The sequence below is a fragment of the Mycolicibacterium novocastrense genome, assembly GCF_001499835.1.
Lineage (GTDB): Bacteria > Actinomycetota > Actinomycetes > Mycobacteriales > Mycobacteriaceae > Mycobacterium > Mycobacterium novocastrense.
The window spans coordinates 80560-96205 of the sequence record NZ_LQIH01000009.1 but is presented as its reverse complement, the minus strand read 5'-3'; the positions used below and the strand labels follow the sequence as shown (position 1 = coordinate 96205).

Below are 15646 nucleotides of genomic sequence, written 5' to 3'. Positions count from 1 at the left end.
TGTTCTGCCTTTGTTCGGAAGCTTCTCTGCACACGCAGGTCTTGGATCCTGGGTCGGGGAGACCCGTCGGCGCCGCCCATCGCCGGTGGACACGAAGACACTGACCTGTCAGATTGCAACTGACTAGGTCCGTTGTTGTGCCGCTGCCAGATCACTAACAGTGAAGGGCGTCCGCGCTTGAAATAGGTGCCGGGTTGGCGCCAGTAGATCGGGGACGTTGATCCCTAACGCCGCGGTCGGCGTGCCCTGGCAATAGTAGACAGCCATTATTTCCCAGCGGTCCTTGTCGGCAGTGAGATCTACCTCGTCGTAACCTTCCAGTACGCCAAGACACCAAATATCCATGTCGTATTGTTCAGACCAAACATACGGGATTTGGTCGTGGATGGCACTGCCGCCCAACATATTACGCGCCGCAGTGACCGCCTGATTCAGGGCATTGGACTCGTGTTCGACGCGAATGAATCGTTGCAGCGACGGCGACCAAGACCGGGCAGCATCTCCTGCGGCGAAGACGTTGGCGGCGGATGTCGTGGCGTACTCATCGACCACGACACCGTCAGAGAGCTTCAGTTTCGATGATTCCAGCCAGGTCACCGACGGCACCGCACCGATGCCGACTACCACAGCATCGCATGCCAATTCCACACCATTGCTCAGGACAACTGAGCGAGCTCGCTCTTTACCGCTGATCTGTGTCACCTTTGCCTCTAGGTGCACGCTCACTCCTGCTTCGCGGTGTCGTTGGGCCATCAGCTCACCCACATCGTGACCCAGTGCGCGGACCATCAGTCCGTTTGCGGCTTCCACCAGATGAATCCGCCGACCCTGAGCGCGCAGCGCCGAAGCGATTTCACAACCAACGAATCCGCCACCGATGACGACGATGTCCCTGTCGCCCTCGGCGGCTATCCAGTCCTTGAGTCGGTGCGCGTCATCGATGGTCCGGAAATAGTGAACCCCGCCCAGCTGCCCACCAGGCACGGCCAGCTTGACGGGCTCGGCCCCGGTTGCCAGCAACAATTTGTCGTAGGACACGAATCTGCCTGACTCCAACGCGACGCGTTGAAGGTCAGTATCGAGGTGAACCCCGGTGTCACCAAGTACCAGGTCCACACCCTTGGCTTGGTAATAGTCGCGGCTGCGCAAAGCGATATCACTGAACGATACCTCGCCCCGCAGAACACCTTTCGACAATGGGGGGCGTGAATACGGCAACACCGGTTCCGCGCTGACGAGCGCCGTCGGCTCCTTACCCCTGGTCAGAACTTCGACTGCGCGGCCGCCTGCTACCCCGCCCCCGACGACGACGTATCGATAGTGATCAACATCCATCGAGCCGTACTCCCGCCAGACCAGCCTTCAGGTTGGTCATAGGAGGCGGCCAGGCAGTTCGACCATGACGGCATCGTCGTCGACGTAGACGACGTAACTCTTGACCGGGATCACGCAGGGATCCGCCGTCGCTGCGCCGGTACGCAAGCAGAAACGTCCGACATGCAACGGGCATTCGATCTCACAGCTTTCTGGGTGATACTCCCCCAAGTCGAGGTACGCCTCGGCGTGCGTGCAGATGTTGTTGATCGCGAAGATCCCATCGGCCCTGCGCACGACGAGGATCTCTTCACCCTCTACCGTGAACGACGTCGGCTCATCGAGTTCTACCTCGCTGACCGAAGCGAGCCGGACGGTGCGTGTTTCGACGCGATTGCTCGAGGTGGCCATGCGCCATCACCCTTCATTAATGAACTGTGGAGGCAGCCGACACGTCCTCATGAATCGACTCGTGGTTTCGGGTCACGAGCGCGATGGCGCTCATCCCGGTACTCCACTGCGGTATCGGCTCGTAGTAGAGGATTGTGCCCCCGGCGTCGCCGGCCGCCGCCGAGGTGAGGATCCAATTGCGGATCTCCAAACCTCCGTTGCCCGCATGCTCCTCGATATACGCATTGGACCACTCGGCAGCTTGGGTCGTTTGGCCGCTGCACAGCAGCTCCAGGAAATGCTGGTCGAATTCTTCGTTGATTCGCCCCATTTCAGGCCTTCCAGGCCAATGGGACAATCCGCCGCAGCCGATGACAGCGACCCTTTCATTCCGCGACTCGATGTACCTCGCCAACACCTGCCCTAGTCGGTAGCAGCGCCTGGGGCTGGAAGTGGCTTCAGGCACCATGGTGTTCAGGATTATCGGCACGACCGGCACATCCAGTTCGGGGAAGGCCATCAACAGCGGGATCGACGTGCCGTGATCGGCCCGGAAGATATCCAGTGACGCGAGGTCGAAGTCATTCTCCGCCGCGAAACCAACGAAGCCCTTGGCGAAATCGGGCGCCGCTGAGACTTTCACCTTGGGCACGTCCATGTCACCGAAGGTGGTAAACGTGTCGCCGGTACCCACAACGAACGGCGGTTGGGGCCCACGCGGCGGTAGCGTCGGCCCATGCTCGGACGAGACCACCACCACGACATCGGGCTCGGCGGATCGAACCTGCCGGCCGATCTGGCGGAAACCTTCCACGACCTTTTCAGCTTGCGACTCCACGCCATTGTCCGGGAACAGAACATGCGATGTGGCGAATGCCGCGACCACGTTTCCCATGCCGTCACCGACCCTCTCGGTAGGAGGGATGGTCAACGAAGTACTGACCCGCACTCATCACCGCTGCCATGTCTGGGTTCCGCATCACCGCACCCCACATCGCCAGCATCGGATGCACCCCTAGTTCCGCGAGGCTGCCAGGGGTCGGCGATTCAAGGACCTTGCGCTCGGATTCGGTTAGGTCGAAGTTCGCGAGAAAAGCGGCATCCAGACGCTCGACCGCCGTCCGCGCGGCCTCGTTCGAAAGACATTCATTGAGCATTCGGTCCAGTTCCGCCGCGCTCAACTCGCGACCTCTTCTCGAATGAAACGTGTTGTTAAATCTGAGAATTCAAGCGGGTGCTCGATCATCGCCCAGTGCCCGCAATGGGGAATCGAATGCAACGTAGAGTTCGGGATGAGTTGATGAAACCTCAAAGACAGCCGCAATGGCACAACGGCATCTTCGCGACCCGATACGACCAGCGTCGGAACCTCAACTTTGGCGATGTCCTGGTCCTCGTAGCGTAGGCCGCCCACTTTCATGTTCCATGCCATCGTTCCGTTGTAAGCATGCATCACCTTCTCGTCTTGAGTGAGCCGATAGCGATACTGCACCATCTCATCACTAGGAACGAAGTTGTCGTGCGTCAAGGTGTCGACGATGCGCCGCATCGCCTCCTGATCTGGCTCGCGGTAGTTGAGAATAGTCAGCAATTCGCTTGAGACTTGACCACTCTCATCCCGCGGGTTCTGGCCAGCGGAACCCATCAGCGTCAGCGTGTGCACACGTTCGGGATGATGAATCGCCAACCCCAGGGCCGCGGCACCACCCATCGAGTTGCCGACCAGGCTTACCTTCTCAAGACCTTTGGCGTCCAGGAATCCACGCAGGTGCTCCACGCGGGCATCTTGGGAATACACGAAGTCTTCCTGGTCTGCGAGGGTGCCGCCGTAGCCGAGCATGTCGTACGCGATTGTGCGAAATTGCCCGCTGAACGTCTTCCAGCACCCTGCCCAGTTACCCTGGGCGTCTGCACCAGCACCGCCACCGTGAATCAGCAGCACGGGGTGGCCGGAGCCTTCCTCCCAATAATGAGTCCGTATTCCATCGACATCGATGAAATCCTCTGTGGCTGAACCTAATGTCATCACGGCTGAACCCCTCTCGCTTGCTCAGAAACCAGTTGTCGCCACATCACGATGGGAGTATCCGGTGGGAACAAGTGTTCGTTGAACCAGCCCTCCCCGTCGCAATAGAATTCTTCTGTCGCTTCCCTGGCCCACACGTCGTCGTCGTTGAAGCCGTGCAGCGCAAGGTCGCGCCATTTCTCGTCGAAATCCCTCCGGAATTCTTCGATATCGGCTTCCGAATCAACCTTCTTCTGTAGGAGTTGAAAGTACTCGTGCTCGGATTCATTGACCGGTACATAGAACTCATACTGGATCAGCGATGGGTCGGGCCATGGGTCGACCTTGAGCACGCCGGGAAGCCAGAGGCTCACATTGGCAGCGACACGTTTCGCGTCTGGGCCGGGAAGGTACTGCAGCACCGTCTCGCCGCCGATCTTGGCGTCGAAGAGCGGATAATAGCCCTCAGCCATGTGGTCCTCTATACCCTTGGGCCACTCCCCCTTCTTGTTGGTGAACGTAGTTGAGGCACGACTTTCGGCCATGACTCCAAACGGAATCGCGAGGTTGTTGGCCTCGATGAGGACAGAATTTCGATGTATGAAGATGTGGGTGGAATCAATGCCGTTTTCCGCGCCGAGTCTCCAGTTTGACTTCACGCGGCGACGGATGCCCAGCGCGTGAGTCTCGGGGTCAAGAAAGCCCGGGGGGACATCGTCCTGTAACGGGTGGGGTTCACCTTCCCCGACGAACACGAAGACCAGTCCCTTGGCCTCCTCGGTGGCGTACACCGGAATCTTGACCTTGCCGATGATGGGCGAGTTCGGGGACGTCAGGATATCGGTGACTTCGCCATTGCCAAGGCTGTAGGTCCACCCGTGATACCAACAGCTGAGGGTCTTTTCCTTGAAGCACAAGGGTTGTACCGAGAACTTCACACCACGATGCGCACACCTATCGCTGATCGCGTAGACCTGTCCGCCGGAGCGCGTAAGCAGAAGGCTCTTACCGAGCAGGGTGATCGGAACGAAGGCGCCTTCAGTAACCTCGTCGGAAAAAATTGCGGCATACCAGTGTTCGGCTAGGCCGTTCACAGCCTCGACATACCGCGGCCACTTCGTTCTCTTGGGCGTGCTAGCCGGCGAGGCACTGGCCTCACCAACCGGCGTTGAGGTCGGATCCGGTGGCGTCATCGCTACTACTCCTAACGGTGCTGTGGACTGATCGCTGCTTGAGCTGTTTTGAGTCTTGAAGGCGGTGGAGGATGGGGGACCACGCGGTGTCAGCGCAACGAGTAGCGGACCGGCAGATGCTTCAGGCCGCCGACGAATGTTGTCGCCATGTGCGAAGGCTCCCCTGCCATCTCGATGCTGTCCAGTCGGGGCAAGAGCGCGGAGAAGAAGCTCTTGACCTCCATCCGCGCGAGTGCCGCTCCCAGGCAGAAGTGAACCCCGTAACCAAACGCTAAGTGCTTGTTCGGGTTACGTGCGACATCGAATCGAAAAGGTTCGTCAAAAACCTCTTCGTCCCGATTAGCTGATACATAAGACAGGAGGACGGATTGCCCTTTGGTGATCGAGACACCACGCACTTCTGTGTCTGCGGTAGCGGTGCGCATGAACTCTTTCACCGGCGTGACCCAGCGGATCATCTCCTCGGTAGCGTGACCCAAGAGCGAGGGGTCATCGCGCAGCCGTTGCAGCTGATCCTGATGTTCGATCAACGCGTGCAGCCCGCCGGAAATGGTAGCGCTGGTGGTGTCATGGCCGGCAGTCGCGACGATCAGGTAGTAGGCAATGGCGTCGATGTCCGCAAGCGGCTCCCCGTTGATGCGGGCGTTGGCGATTGCTGACGCCAGGTCCTCGGTCGGCGTTTCCCGACGCGACGCAGTCAACCCGGCGAAGTATGCGGCAAACTCCATTTGTACCGCTTGCGTTTCTTCGGGAGAGGCACCACGCTGGAACTCGTCGTCATTGCGGCCGAATAGCTCCTGGGTGAGCTTGAGCATTCGTGGAAAATCCGACTCTGGTAGACCCAATAGCGAAAGGATAACGTAGAGAGGGTAATTGGCGGCGACCTCCTGCACGAAGTCGCACTCGGGGCCTTCGTCGCGCATCTTGTCGACGTAGCTCTTGGCGAGTTCGTTGATCCGTTCCTGCATTCTGCGCAGCGCCGCGGGACGGAACCAGTCGGCGCCAATCGCCCGTACCGCGCGGTGCTCAGGGTCATCCATATTTATCAGCGTGCGGAGAGATGCTCCCGATTCACGTTGAAGCTTATCCAGGTCATCAACGTCCGCCTCGCGAAGAAATGGGCGGGGCTCGTTAATCCACAGATCGTTGGCGCGTTCGATCGCGAGGATGTCGGCGTGCTTGGTCACCGCCCAGAACGGATGGTATCCGGCCGGGTCAGTCCACACGACCGGCTGGTGCGCGCGTAGGTAGGTCAGCGCCTCGTGAAGCCGCGGTTCGTCTGCGTAAGCCTTCGGGTCGGCAAATACCTTCGCGGCATCAGCGATGGTCGCAGTACTCATGGGCTGCTCCTCTCTGCGGGCACATAGCCCTGCGCGTTCTGAAAATCTCTTCACCACAGTGGTATCCATTGCAACGCCGAACTGTCTTCATGCGCTGCGGGCATGTGTCCTTAGGGCCGAGCCGCCAACCGACAGACGCTGCCTCTGCAGGACGCCGTTTCGAGCCGACTCGCGTCCTGGCGGGCACCAGGCGGCATTCGCCGTCGGCTGTATGTCCTTGAACCGCCTCACCGTTCAGTATCAGCTCACGCCTGTCGTCTAGAGGTTAGGTACTTGACCGCCTCCGTGAATGTTTCTTCCTAAATGTGAATGTAACGTCATATCCCGGTTTGGTCAACATCAGAGCCGGCGACAACCGAGAGCCGTTCGGCCAACAGAGTGCAGGTGGCAAGAAATGCGGAATTTGCAGCGCGATTAACGCTTCGGGCTCACCGGCGAAAGAGCCGCGCATGCCGGACACCACCGCCAATGAGACCCCGCGACCGCCTCAACGGATCGCTGAATGCAGCAGCCCGACGTGCCATCCCGGGTGCCATCCCGGCGTCCTAGCCCATCTAGCCAGTTCGACGCATCGAGTCAATTCGATAGCGTTTGCCTCGGCCGACTACCTGGCCCTTTCCAGGTGGCCAGCGCTTCGCGTCTGCTTACCGCGCGCGTCCGCGTGTGCGCTCGGTCGACGCCGTGCGCGTCCGTCGTGCCGCCGGAGCGGGCTGTGGTTCGGCGCAGTACACCGATCGATACCACACAGTGGCTAGCGTGCGGATGGCCTCGTCGTCGTCAGGTGGTTCGATCTCCGCCTCGCCACCGCCTGCCAGCCACACCCAGCTGAAGTACTCCATCATCGAGCTGATGGCCGAGGCCAACAGTTCGGTGTCGACGCCGCGCAATCGACCCTGTCGCTTGGCCTCAGCCATCCCGCGTTCAATGCCCCGGATGCCGTTCGCCTTGAATTGGCGCCGCTGTTCGGCGATCGCCGGGTCGGTCATCGACAGATGAAACATTCCGATGATAACCGGCAGATACTTCTTGTAAGTTGTCCACCACAACTCAACGATCTGCAGAATGTTCTTGTACGGATCCTTGTGGTAGGTAACGACTTTCGTCTGTTCGTCGAGTTCGACAGCGTATTCGTTGACCAGCGCCTCCAGGAGCGCCTCTTTGTTCTCGTAGTAGCGGTAGAACGCCGCGGTGGACTTACCCGCCTCGGCAGCAATGTCGGATATCCGTGCGTTGAGGTATCCCTTTTCGGTAAACACGCGACGGGCTGCCTCGACAAAGGCCGACTCAGTTCCGCGGCCGCGGGCAGTAGGGCGCACTCAAACCCCTTCCTCACTACTATCGGCGGCAAGCGCCTGGTCACAGACCCTAACACCATGTCTACAGAAAAAACTTGATCACGTCGCAAATGTAAATGTAACATCAGCATCGCGTTTAGACACACTGCCCGTGACCGCTGCATCAAGCAGGTCAAACGCTGCTCGACGACTCGAAGGGCCCGTCGAGAACGCCTCAGGGCGCATTGGCAACGCAAACGTCGGAGGAGGCATCGGTGTCGCGGCTTTTTGTGCGGGTCGCACCCCCGCTACTCGTGTCTCGCGCAGCAGTCTGCCCGCCGATTGATGTCACCGCCGACGCGCCAACCCGGGCTGATCCGAGTCGGCAATCGCATCGTGAGTCCTCCAGCAACGGTGGCACAGCGTGTTGCAGATGACGGCCGCTACGCGGCCCTCCCATCGGAAGGTGTTCGGGTGAGAGCTATCCCCGTGGGTCGCGCGCTGAAACGAGTGTGGATTCCGTTGGTGTTGGTAGTCGTTGTGGCGATTTCAGGATTGGTGGTCTCGCGTTTGCACAATGTATTCGCCTCCGAAGACTTAAACGCCAACGCCGGCGCAGGTATCGAGATCGTTCAGTTCAACCCGAAGGTTCTGGTCTACGACGTCTTTGGGCCACGCGGAACGACCGCCCAGATCAGCTACTTCGATGCCGAGGCCCAGGTGCACCTGGTCAATGCCCCCCTCCCTTGGTCGGTCACACTCTCAACGACTCTGCCAGCCGTAAGCGCCAACCTCATGGCGCAAGGCAACAGCGACGAAATCGGATGCCGAATCACCGTGAATGGCACTGTGCTTCAGGAGAAATCCGCGAGCGGTATCGACGCACAGACCTTCTGCTTGGTGAAGTCAGCATGACCGGCGCAGTCACCGCCATAAGGCGCGAGAGGAGAGCGTTCACAGCTCACGGAATTCGCCGGTTTGCGGTACCAATCGTCCTGTTCTGGATCGCCATTGCGATCGTGCTGAACGTGATGGCCCCGCAACTCGAGGTCGTCGGCGAGCAGCACGCGGCTCCGATGGCTCCCCACGACGCACCGTCGATGATCGCCATGAAGCTCATGGGCGCCAGCTTCAACGAATTCGATTCCAACAGCACAGTGATGATCGTCGTGGAAGGCGAGCACCCGCTCGGCCCCGATGCGCATGCGTACTACGACGAGATAATCAGCAAGCTGCGACAGGATCGTGAGCATGTCCAGCACATTCAGGACTTTTGGGGCGACACCTTAACGGCTGCCGGAGCTCAAAGCCCCGACGGCAAAGCCGCTTACGTGATGCTTAACCTCGCGGGTGAGCAAGGTCAGACTCTTGCCAACAAAGGCGTGGAATTCGTTCGAACAGTTATAGCCGATACCAAAGCCCCGCCGGGGATCACGGCTTACGTCGCAGGGTCTGCGGCGCTGACCAACGATCTCCACGTGATCGGCAACGCCGACGCGGCGAAAATCACCCTGTTCACCCTCATTGGGATCGCCGTCATGCTGGTGGTGGTCTACCGCTCAATTGTTACCACGCTGATACAGCTGTTTCTGACTTTCATCGGGCTACTGACTGCGCGTGGGGTGGTCGCAATGGCCGCCAACCACGGTGCCTTTGAGCTTACGACGTTCGCTGGCAACATCTTGACCATGCTGGCGATCGCCGCCGCCACCGACTACGGAATTTTCATGTTCGGCCGTTATCGTGAAGCCCGCGGGATGGGCGAAGCACGAGATGCCGCCTACTACACCACTTTTAAGTCGGTCGCGCCCGTCATCGTGGGTTCGGGTCTGACGATTGCCGGGGCGACCTACTGCCTCAGCTTCGCGCGCCTACCCTACTTCAGCACCATGGGCGAACCCGTCGCGATCGGAATGATTGTCGTCGTGGCGGTCGCCGTCACGCTTGGTCCGGCGATCCTGTTCCTCGGCAGCAGAATTGGACTCTTCGAGTCTAAACGGCCTGCCCGAAGCCGGTTTTGGCGACGAGTTGGTGTCGCCGTAGTCCGTTGGCCCGCACCCACACTTGTAGCGAGCTTGTTTATCGTGCTAGTCGGTATCGTCGCCCTCCCCGGATACAAACCCGCCTACAACGACCGCTACTACTTGCCGGCGGACGCGCCGGTCAATATCGGCTTCGCTGCCGCTGACCGGCACTTCAGCCAGGCCCGAATGAACCCGGACATCCTGATGGTTCAAGCCGACCACGACATGCGTAATCCCGCAGACATGCTTGTCCTCAACGCGGTGGCGCGAAACGTCATGCACACCGAGGGAATCGCGATGGTGCAAAGCATCACTCGGCCACTGGGAATTCCCATCCAGCACAGCTCAATCGCGTTCGCTACAAGCGTTCAGGGCCAGACCAGCAATATGAACCTGCCGTTCCAGCGGGCTCAACTGGAAAATACGAGGAAGATGGCCGAGGCCACACAGGCCTCGATCGACATCCTGGAGCAGCAGTATCAACTATCGCTTGCGCAAGCAGCGCTCACGCAGGACTCCGCGCACAAGTCGCACGACCTCCTCGAGACTACCGAGAAAGTGCGGGACAGCATCGCCAACTTCGACGACCAGTTCAGGCCTATGCGCAACTACTTCTATTGGGAACCGCACTGCTTCGACATTCCCATGTGCGCCGCTGCGAGGTCACTTTTCGACTCCCTCGATGGGATCGCCGAACTGGCTGACCGAACGAGAACCATGCAGAGCACCACCGACCAGTTGGCGGCGCTCGCTCCACAATTAACCGCACTCCTTCCACGGACGATCGCGGCCATGAAACTCTCCAGAGACCTGTCCCTGGCGTCGTACAACTCGCAGATGGCGCTGCTTGACCAGATGCAGGCGTCTAATGACACCGCGCTGGCGATGGGCCAAAGCTTCGACCAGGCGAAGAATGACGACCTGTTCTATCTGCCCCCAGAGGCTTTCCAGAACCCTGATTTCAAGCGTGGCCTGGAGATGTTCTTGTCGCCGGACGGCAAGTCGGCGCGCATGTACATCACTCACGAGTCGGATCCCGCAACAGTCGATGGCATAAACCGTGTCGACGCGGAAAGGAAAGCTGCTCAAGACGCCTTGAAGATGACCTCGTTGTCGAACGCGAAAATCTACCTCGGCGGTGTAGCGGCAACCTATAAGGACATGTCTGACGGTGCGAGATACGACTTGATGATCGCCGTGGTGTCATCACTGACGCTCATCTTCATGATCATGCTAGTCCTGACCCGAAGCGTGGTGGCTGCGCTTGTCATCGTTGGCACGGCGGCCAGCTCGATCGCGGCGTCCTTCGGGATCTCGGTGTTGCTGTGGCAGGAGCTTTTCGGAATCCAGATGCACTGGCTCAACATGTTGATGTGCGTGATCATTCTGTTGGCAGTGGGATCGGACTATAACCTGCTGCTCGTTTCCCGGTTCAAGGACGAGATCCATGCGGGTTTGAAGACCGGCATCATTCGATCCATGGCCGCTACAGGTGGCGTGGTGACATCAGCCGGCCTGGTATTCGCAGCGACGATGGCGGGGATGATGGGCAGCAACTTGATCATGCTGGCCCAGATGGGCTCCACCATCGCTATCGGGCTATTGGTTGACACGTTGATAGTGAGGTCGCTTCTGATGCCTTCAATCGCGACGCTGTTAGGCCGTTGGTTCTGGTGGCCGCAGGTCGTCTACCCGCGAGGCGACAATCACTTTCCGAACTTACGGCCAGTTCGTCGTCCAAGGGTGCCCAGCTCGTGAACATGGACTTCGGGTTCGATGTCATCAGCGCGGAGACGTACGAACACCACCGCGCGCTCTACGAGCCGTTGACCGCCGCGATACGTAAACTTATCGGCGCGGGCATCCGCACCGACGTCGATGAGAAAACCGCCCGCGAGGCGCAAGCGGCGATCGATTCCGTCACCGCGTTGCTCGAGACAAAACAGCGCGCAACAACGGCTGCTGTGCGGCACAAAGACACCGGGCGTCCGTTGACATGGGCGAATCCTGCTGTGGGAGTGGGTAATGCGATCGCACCCCCCATGGTCATCCACCACGAAGCTGATGGCCGAGCATGGAGCGAATTTCACCTTAGCGACGCCTATGAAGGCCCTCCGGGCCGGGTCCATGGCGGCATCTGCGCGCTTGTGCTCGACCAGATTGTCGGTGAGACCGCAAGCAGCGGGCTAAGCGAGCCGAATTTCACCGGCACCATCACAGTGAAGTACCTGCGCGCCACACCGCTCGGCAAGCTGCGTGCTGAGGCGTCCATCGTGCGGATCGAGGGCGTGAAGACGTTCGCCCGCGGTTGCCTCATCGACGCCGAAGGTACGACGGTCGAGGCTGAAGGGGTCTTCATACGACCCGTCTGGGCCAGGGATGGCGCATGAAGGGCTACATCAGGGACGGCGCACTTCGGAGCGGTAGAGTCGGCGAAACTGCCGACACAACAACTCATTTCATTTCGGCTAACGCGAGATGGGCACGCATTATTGCGTTACGACCCTCGAACGACGAGATCACGCGATGGGACGTGGATCGGGCGCCGCGGTCTGGCGGACTACTCCTCCAATGGTGTCGGGGTCGCGGCGCCCTTCCTTCTATCGAAATTCGTCGTGACGCAGGAATCTGACTGTTTCACGCAGTCCTCACGGTGGTCGCCTCGGGAGGTCGAGTTCTTAACGGTGACTTTGGAGCTGCTGCAGGAACACGGATATGACCGCTTGACGGTGGATGCAGTCGCCGCCGCGGCCCGTGCCAGCAAGGCCACGGTGTACCGGCGGTGGCCGTCGAAGTCGCAATTGGTGTTGGCGGCGATCATCGACAACGTCTGTGAAAGCGCGGCACCGCCCGATACCGGCACGCTGCGCGGCGATTTGCTGCGGCTGGGAAAAATGATCTGCGAGGAGGCCTGTCGACACGCGGGCACCATACGTGCAGTGGGTGTGGAAATGTATCGCAACCCGGCGCTCAACGAGGTGGTGCAGCAGCACTTTGTGGATCAGCAGAGAGAAGTGATTCAACACGTTCTACAACGCGCCGCAGACCGCGGTGAGATTAAGACCGCAGTGGTCGACGACGATCTTTCGGACTTGTTATCTGGCTACCTTGTGTACCGGTGCGTCATCGCGACCCGGCCTCCCACCCAACGCAGCATGCGGGCCTTCATCGATGGAGTAGTCATACCCAATCTCACTCGGACTAGTTAGAGCAATGTCGGTCAGTCACCACGCATCTTCGCGCGAGCGGAACCCACAACGACGCGGCTAGATTCTTCAGCGTCTGCGAACGCGACGCTGACCATCCTGCGCGGGCGGCGATCCGCTATTTCGTTGGTGCTGTTGGCACTTGCATGTTTCGCGCAGGGAAACCCCCGTGGGAATTCACGCGGCTGTGCTTTACAGTCCAGAGAGTTGCCCAAATCCCAAGCTGGGCAGTGGGTCTACGTTTCAAGAGGAGTCACGATGACTGACCTGGCGCAGCTTTCCGATATCGAGAACATACGAACCCTGGCTACGGGGTGGATCCACCGGGACACCGGAAGCTGGTCCGACCTGTTGAACCTCTTCCATCCAGACGGCACGATCAAGCTTGCCTGGTTCGAAGGGCTGGCGAAAGACTTCGTCGAAGCGTCACGGCGCATGGGTGAGACGGTTCTGCGCTCAAAGCACGTGATCGCCAATCCTGTGATCACATTCGCTGGTGAGCGCGCCTTGGTGGAAACCAACGCGATGATCATCGTAGAGAACTCCGAACTCGATCTCGGTGCATGTGCATACAACCGATTCCTCGATCGTGTCGAGAAACGCGACGGTACTTGGCGAATCGCTCATCGTGACTCGGTCTATGACTTCGCGACCTTCTCCTATCCCAGTGGCCCAGTCCCGGTCGACAAAGCCGTCGTACACAGCTTTCCTCGCGAATACGCCGCGCTCGCCTATGTTCTCGTCAACAGCGGTTATCCGGTCAAGGGTCTCTACGCCACACGAGGCAGCGAACTGGAGCACTCAATGCGCGAGGCCGGTTCTCGATGGCTAGCCGGATGACGGTGGTTTCTGACGATGCTGGTAGCGGAGCAACCTGGCTGCGGTAGTTGTTCCGCTGCGGCTTCGGACTTGGAAGAGTGATACGGGAGCAGAAGGAGGGAACGTGCTTCCACACCGCAACAACGTCGGCGCACGCCTTGTTCGCCGAAAATTTGAACAGATGCTCAACGCAGCCATCACTGTGGGGCGACATCCAAGCTCAGAGAGCTTGCTGGGGACAGCTACGGTACGTGCGATACGCGTAATTGCCATGGAGCATCCCGAGGCAACGCCTACGCACATATCTGCGGCTCATGACGCGTTCAACCACGAACACGTGGCTCAGACGCGCAGCAACGATACGCCGATAGGCGGAGACCGAGCGAAGCACACACTGCACGGACCTAGAGCGATGGTCGCACCGAGGGTGGCGTTACTGCGGCAGCAAGACCAGTGAAGATCTGCACGACAAGATGCGGTCGCACTAAAGTCTGAGTTGGCCTGACTTCCGTCACAGTTTCGACCCACATGAACTCTTGAGAATCATTGAACGCCAAGGGCACCGAAGTCATCGAGACGCTTAAGACGACGTGCGTGGAACACCCTGGTCTCAGGGGTTGCCGTGCTCTTGAGGAAGCAACAGATCTTGCCAGCGCTTTGGTTGGCCGCCCGGGGCGAGATTTGTTTGTGAATAGAGCTTCCCGTCAGGCCCGATGTACTGTCCCGTAGCTGGGTCGTAAGTGGCGGTAGCGATGGGCGTGCTCGGGGGCTGCGGTTCCACGGTTGCGCTGCTGGACGCGGGTTCGGTTCCCGAGCGTTGTTGTGGCACAGCTTGTCCGGACAACGTAGCGTTCGGATCCCCTTTCCAGTTTAGACCGTCATTTAGCGGTACGTACTGTTCATCGCGTTCACACATTTCGACAGTCGGCGCACGTTTCCCCGGTCGTGTTACGCATGGGAGGTTGCGTGCCCCGCGGACGTTGAACATAGAGTCCTGCGGAATTCGGCAATAGATATCACCCGCCGGCCGTGCGGGGTAGTCGACCTCGCTCGGCGGTCGGATTTGTTGCGGAGGAAGGAATCCGGTGGTGCATGGTGGCGGCAGATTGGCGTTGAGGTTGAACGAGAGGTAGAAACCCTTGTGGTCCTTATTGTCGCGGTTGGCCAGTTGTGCACCTTGTACCATTTCGATGCCTGGCGGCAGCATGACGAGGATCTGCTCGAGGTTGGCTTGGTAAACCACGGCGACATCGGCCAGGCTTACGAGATTGGCGGCCAGAATGGGTACCGTTGGCCGCAGCTCGTCGAACATTTGGCGGAGCTCATCAGCGGCGGCAGGTCCTTCGCTGAGCACTCCCCGGATCGCGTCATCGTGTTCTTCCAGTTGGTTGGCGATGTTGGCTGTGTGGGATGCCCAGGCTTGGATGGAGTCAGAAGTATCGATTTGAGTGGACAAGACGGGTTGGGACTTGTCGATCAGCGTGGTAAGTGCGTCGAGGTTGTCTCGGGCGTCGATTGCCAACGCCGTGCTCGACCGCACGATCCGCGACAACTCTGGTCCGAGCCCACCCACCGCGGTATACGATTCGTCGATCACCGTCTTCAAATTGTCGTGCGGGATGGCCTGCAAACCATTGTTCGTCGCGGCCAACAAAGTGTTGATATCGGTCGGAATTTGGGTTCGGTCGGCGGGAATGACGCTGCCATCAACCAAGTTGGGGCCGCCCGCGCCCCGCGGGAGCAGCTCGACGAACAACTCCCCTGCCGCAGTTTGGCTGCGTACTTGGGCGTCGAGGTCTGCGGGGACTTTGATGTCCGACCGCAGCACCAGCGAAGCTTGGACGCCAGATGGGCTGAGCTGCACAGCATCCACCCTCCCCACCTCTGTGCCTCGGTAGGTGACATTGCTGTTCGCATAAAGTCCAGCCGAGTTCGGCAGTTGCATCGTGACGTGGTAAGTCCCGACGCCGAACCACAGGCTGGGCAATCTGAGGTAAACCAGCGCCATCGCGCTGCCTGCCACTAGCGTGATGACTGCAAAGAAGGCCAGTTGCAACTGAACTCGTCTGTTGAGATGCATG

14 protein-coding genes are annotated in these 15646 nt (G+C 59.5%); 5 read left to right on the top strand and 9 right to left on the bottom strand.

The features are described 5' to 3' along the window. Positions 1-123: 123 nt before the first annotated feature. The 8 genes from AU072_RS09015 to AU072_RS08980 form a co-directional block, all read right to left on the bottom strand. Positions 124-1335, bottom strand: coding sequence for an NAD(P)/FAD-dependent oxidoreductase (locus AU072_RS09015; protein ID WP_082680840.1), 1212 nt, complete (start codon positions 1333-1335; stop codon positions 124-126). 36 nt (positions 1336-1371) lie between these two features. Continuing rightward, on the bottom strand, positions 1372-1725 hold the full coding sequence (locus tag AU072_RS09010) for a non-heme iron oxygenase ferredoxin subunit (RefSeq protein WP_064413460.1): 354 nt from the start codon (positions 1723-1725) through the stop codon (positions 1372-1374). A 16-nt stretch (positions 1726-1741) separates the two neighbouring features. After that, positions 1742-2599, bottom strand: a complete 858-nt coding sequence (locus tag AU072_RS09005; protein WP_064413459.1) for a DODA-type extradiol aromatic ring-opening family dioxygenase — start codon at positions 2597-2599, stop codon at positions 1742-1744. Positions 2600-2603: 4 nt separating this feature from the next. Then, on the bottom strand, positions 2604-2885 hold the full coding sequence (locus AU072_RS09000) for a hypothetical protein (RefSeq protein WP_133147272.1): 282 nt from the start codon (positions 2883-2885) through the stop codon (positions 2604-2606). After that, positions 2882-3730: an alpha/beta fold hydrolase gene (locus AU072_RS08995; RefSeq protein ID WP_082680845.1), complete on the bottom strand. Its 849-nt coding sequence runs from the start codon at positions 3728-3730 to the stop codon at positions 2882-2884. The genes AU072_RS09000 and AU072_RS08995 overlap by 4 nt, the downstream gene beginning before the upstream one ends. Beyond that, complete coding sequence (locus AU072_RS08990) at positions 3730-4902, bottom strand: Rieske 2Fe-2S domain-containing protein (RefSeq protein WP_082680839.1); 1173 nt, start codon at positions 4900-4902, stop codon at positions 3730-3732. The genes AU072_RS08995 and AU072_RS08990 overlap by 1 nt, the downstream gene beginning before the upstream one ends. 89 nt (positions 4903-4991) lie before the next feature. Continuing rightward, entirely contained in the window at positions 4992-6242 is a 1251-nt protein-coding gene (locus tag AU072_RS08985) for a cytochrome P450 (RefSeq protein ID WP_064413496.1), read from the bottom strand. A gap of 644 nt (positions 6243-6886) precedes the next feature. Further along, on the bottom strand, positions 6887-7558 hold the full coding sequence (locus AU072_RS08980) for a TetR/AcrR family transcriptional regulator (RefSeq protein WP_082680838.1): 672 nt from the start codon (positions 7556-7558) through the stop codon (positions 6887-6889). A gap of 432 nt (positions 7559-7990) precedes the next feature. Here AU072_RS08980 and AU072_RS08975 point away from each other — a divergent pair, with 432 nt between their 5' ends. The 5 genes from AU072_RS08975 (at position 7991) to AU072_RS08955 (ending at position 13586) form a co-directional block, all read left to right on the top strand. Continuing rightward, positions 7991-8431: an MmpS family transport accessory protein gene (locus AU072_RS08975; RefSeq protein WP_064413456.1), complete on the top strand. Its 441-nt coding sequence runs from the start codon at positions 7991-7993 to the stop codon at positions 8429-8431. After that, positions 8428-11298 carry an MMPL/RND family transporter gene (locus AU072_RS08970; RefSeq protein WP_064413455.1) on the top strand — a complete coding sequence of 957 codons (2871 nt, stop codon included), beginning with the start codon at positions 8428-8430 and terminating at the stop codon, positions 11296-11298. Before AU072_RS08975 ends, AU072_RS08970 begins: the two co-directional genes overlap by 4 nt. A 2-nt stretch (positions 11299-11300) precedes the next feature. Continuing rightward, entirely contained in the window at positions 11301-11930 is a 630-nt protein-coding gene (locus AU072_RS08965; protein WP_064413454.1) for a PaaI family thioesterase, read from the top strand. 225 nt (positions 11931-12155) lie between these two features. Further along, positions 12156-12749 (top strand): TetR/AcrR family transcriptional regulator, encoded by a 594-nt coding sequence (locus tag AU072_RS08960; RefSeq protein ID WP_064413453.1) that lies wholly within the window; start codon positions 12156-12158, stop codon positions 12747-12749. A 255-nt stretch (positions 12750-13004) separates the two neighbouring features. Continuing rightward, a complete protein-coding gene (locus tag AU072_RS08955; protein WP_064413452.1) occupies positions 13005-13586 on the top strand; it encodes a nuclear transport factor 2 family protein in 582 nt (193 codons plus the stop codon). Between the two features lie 589 nt (positions 13587-14175). Here the strand turns inward: AU072_RS08955 and AU072_RS08950 are convergent. Next, positions 14176-15645, bottom strand: a complete 1470-nt coding sequence (locus AU072_RS08950) for an MCE family protein (protein ID WP_064413451.1) — start codon at positions 15643-15645, stop codon at positions 14176-14178. Position 15646: the final 1 nt, after the last annotated feature.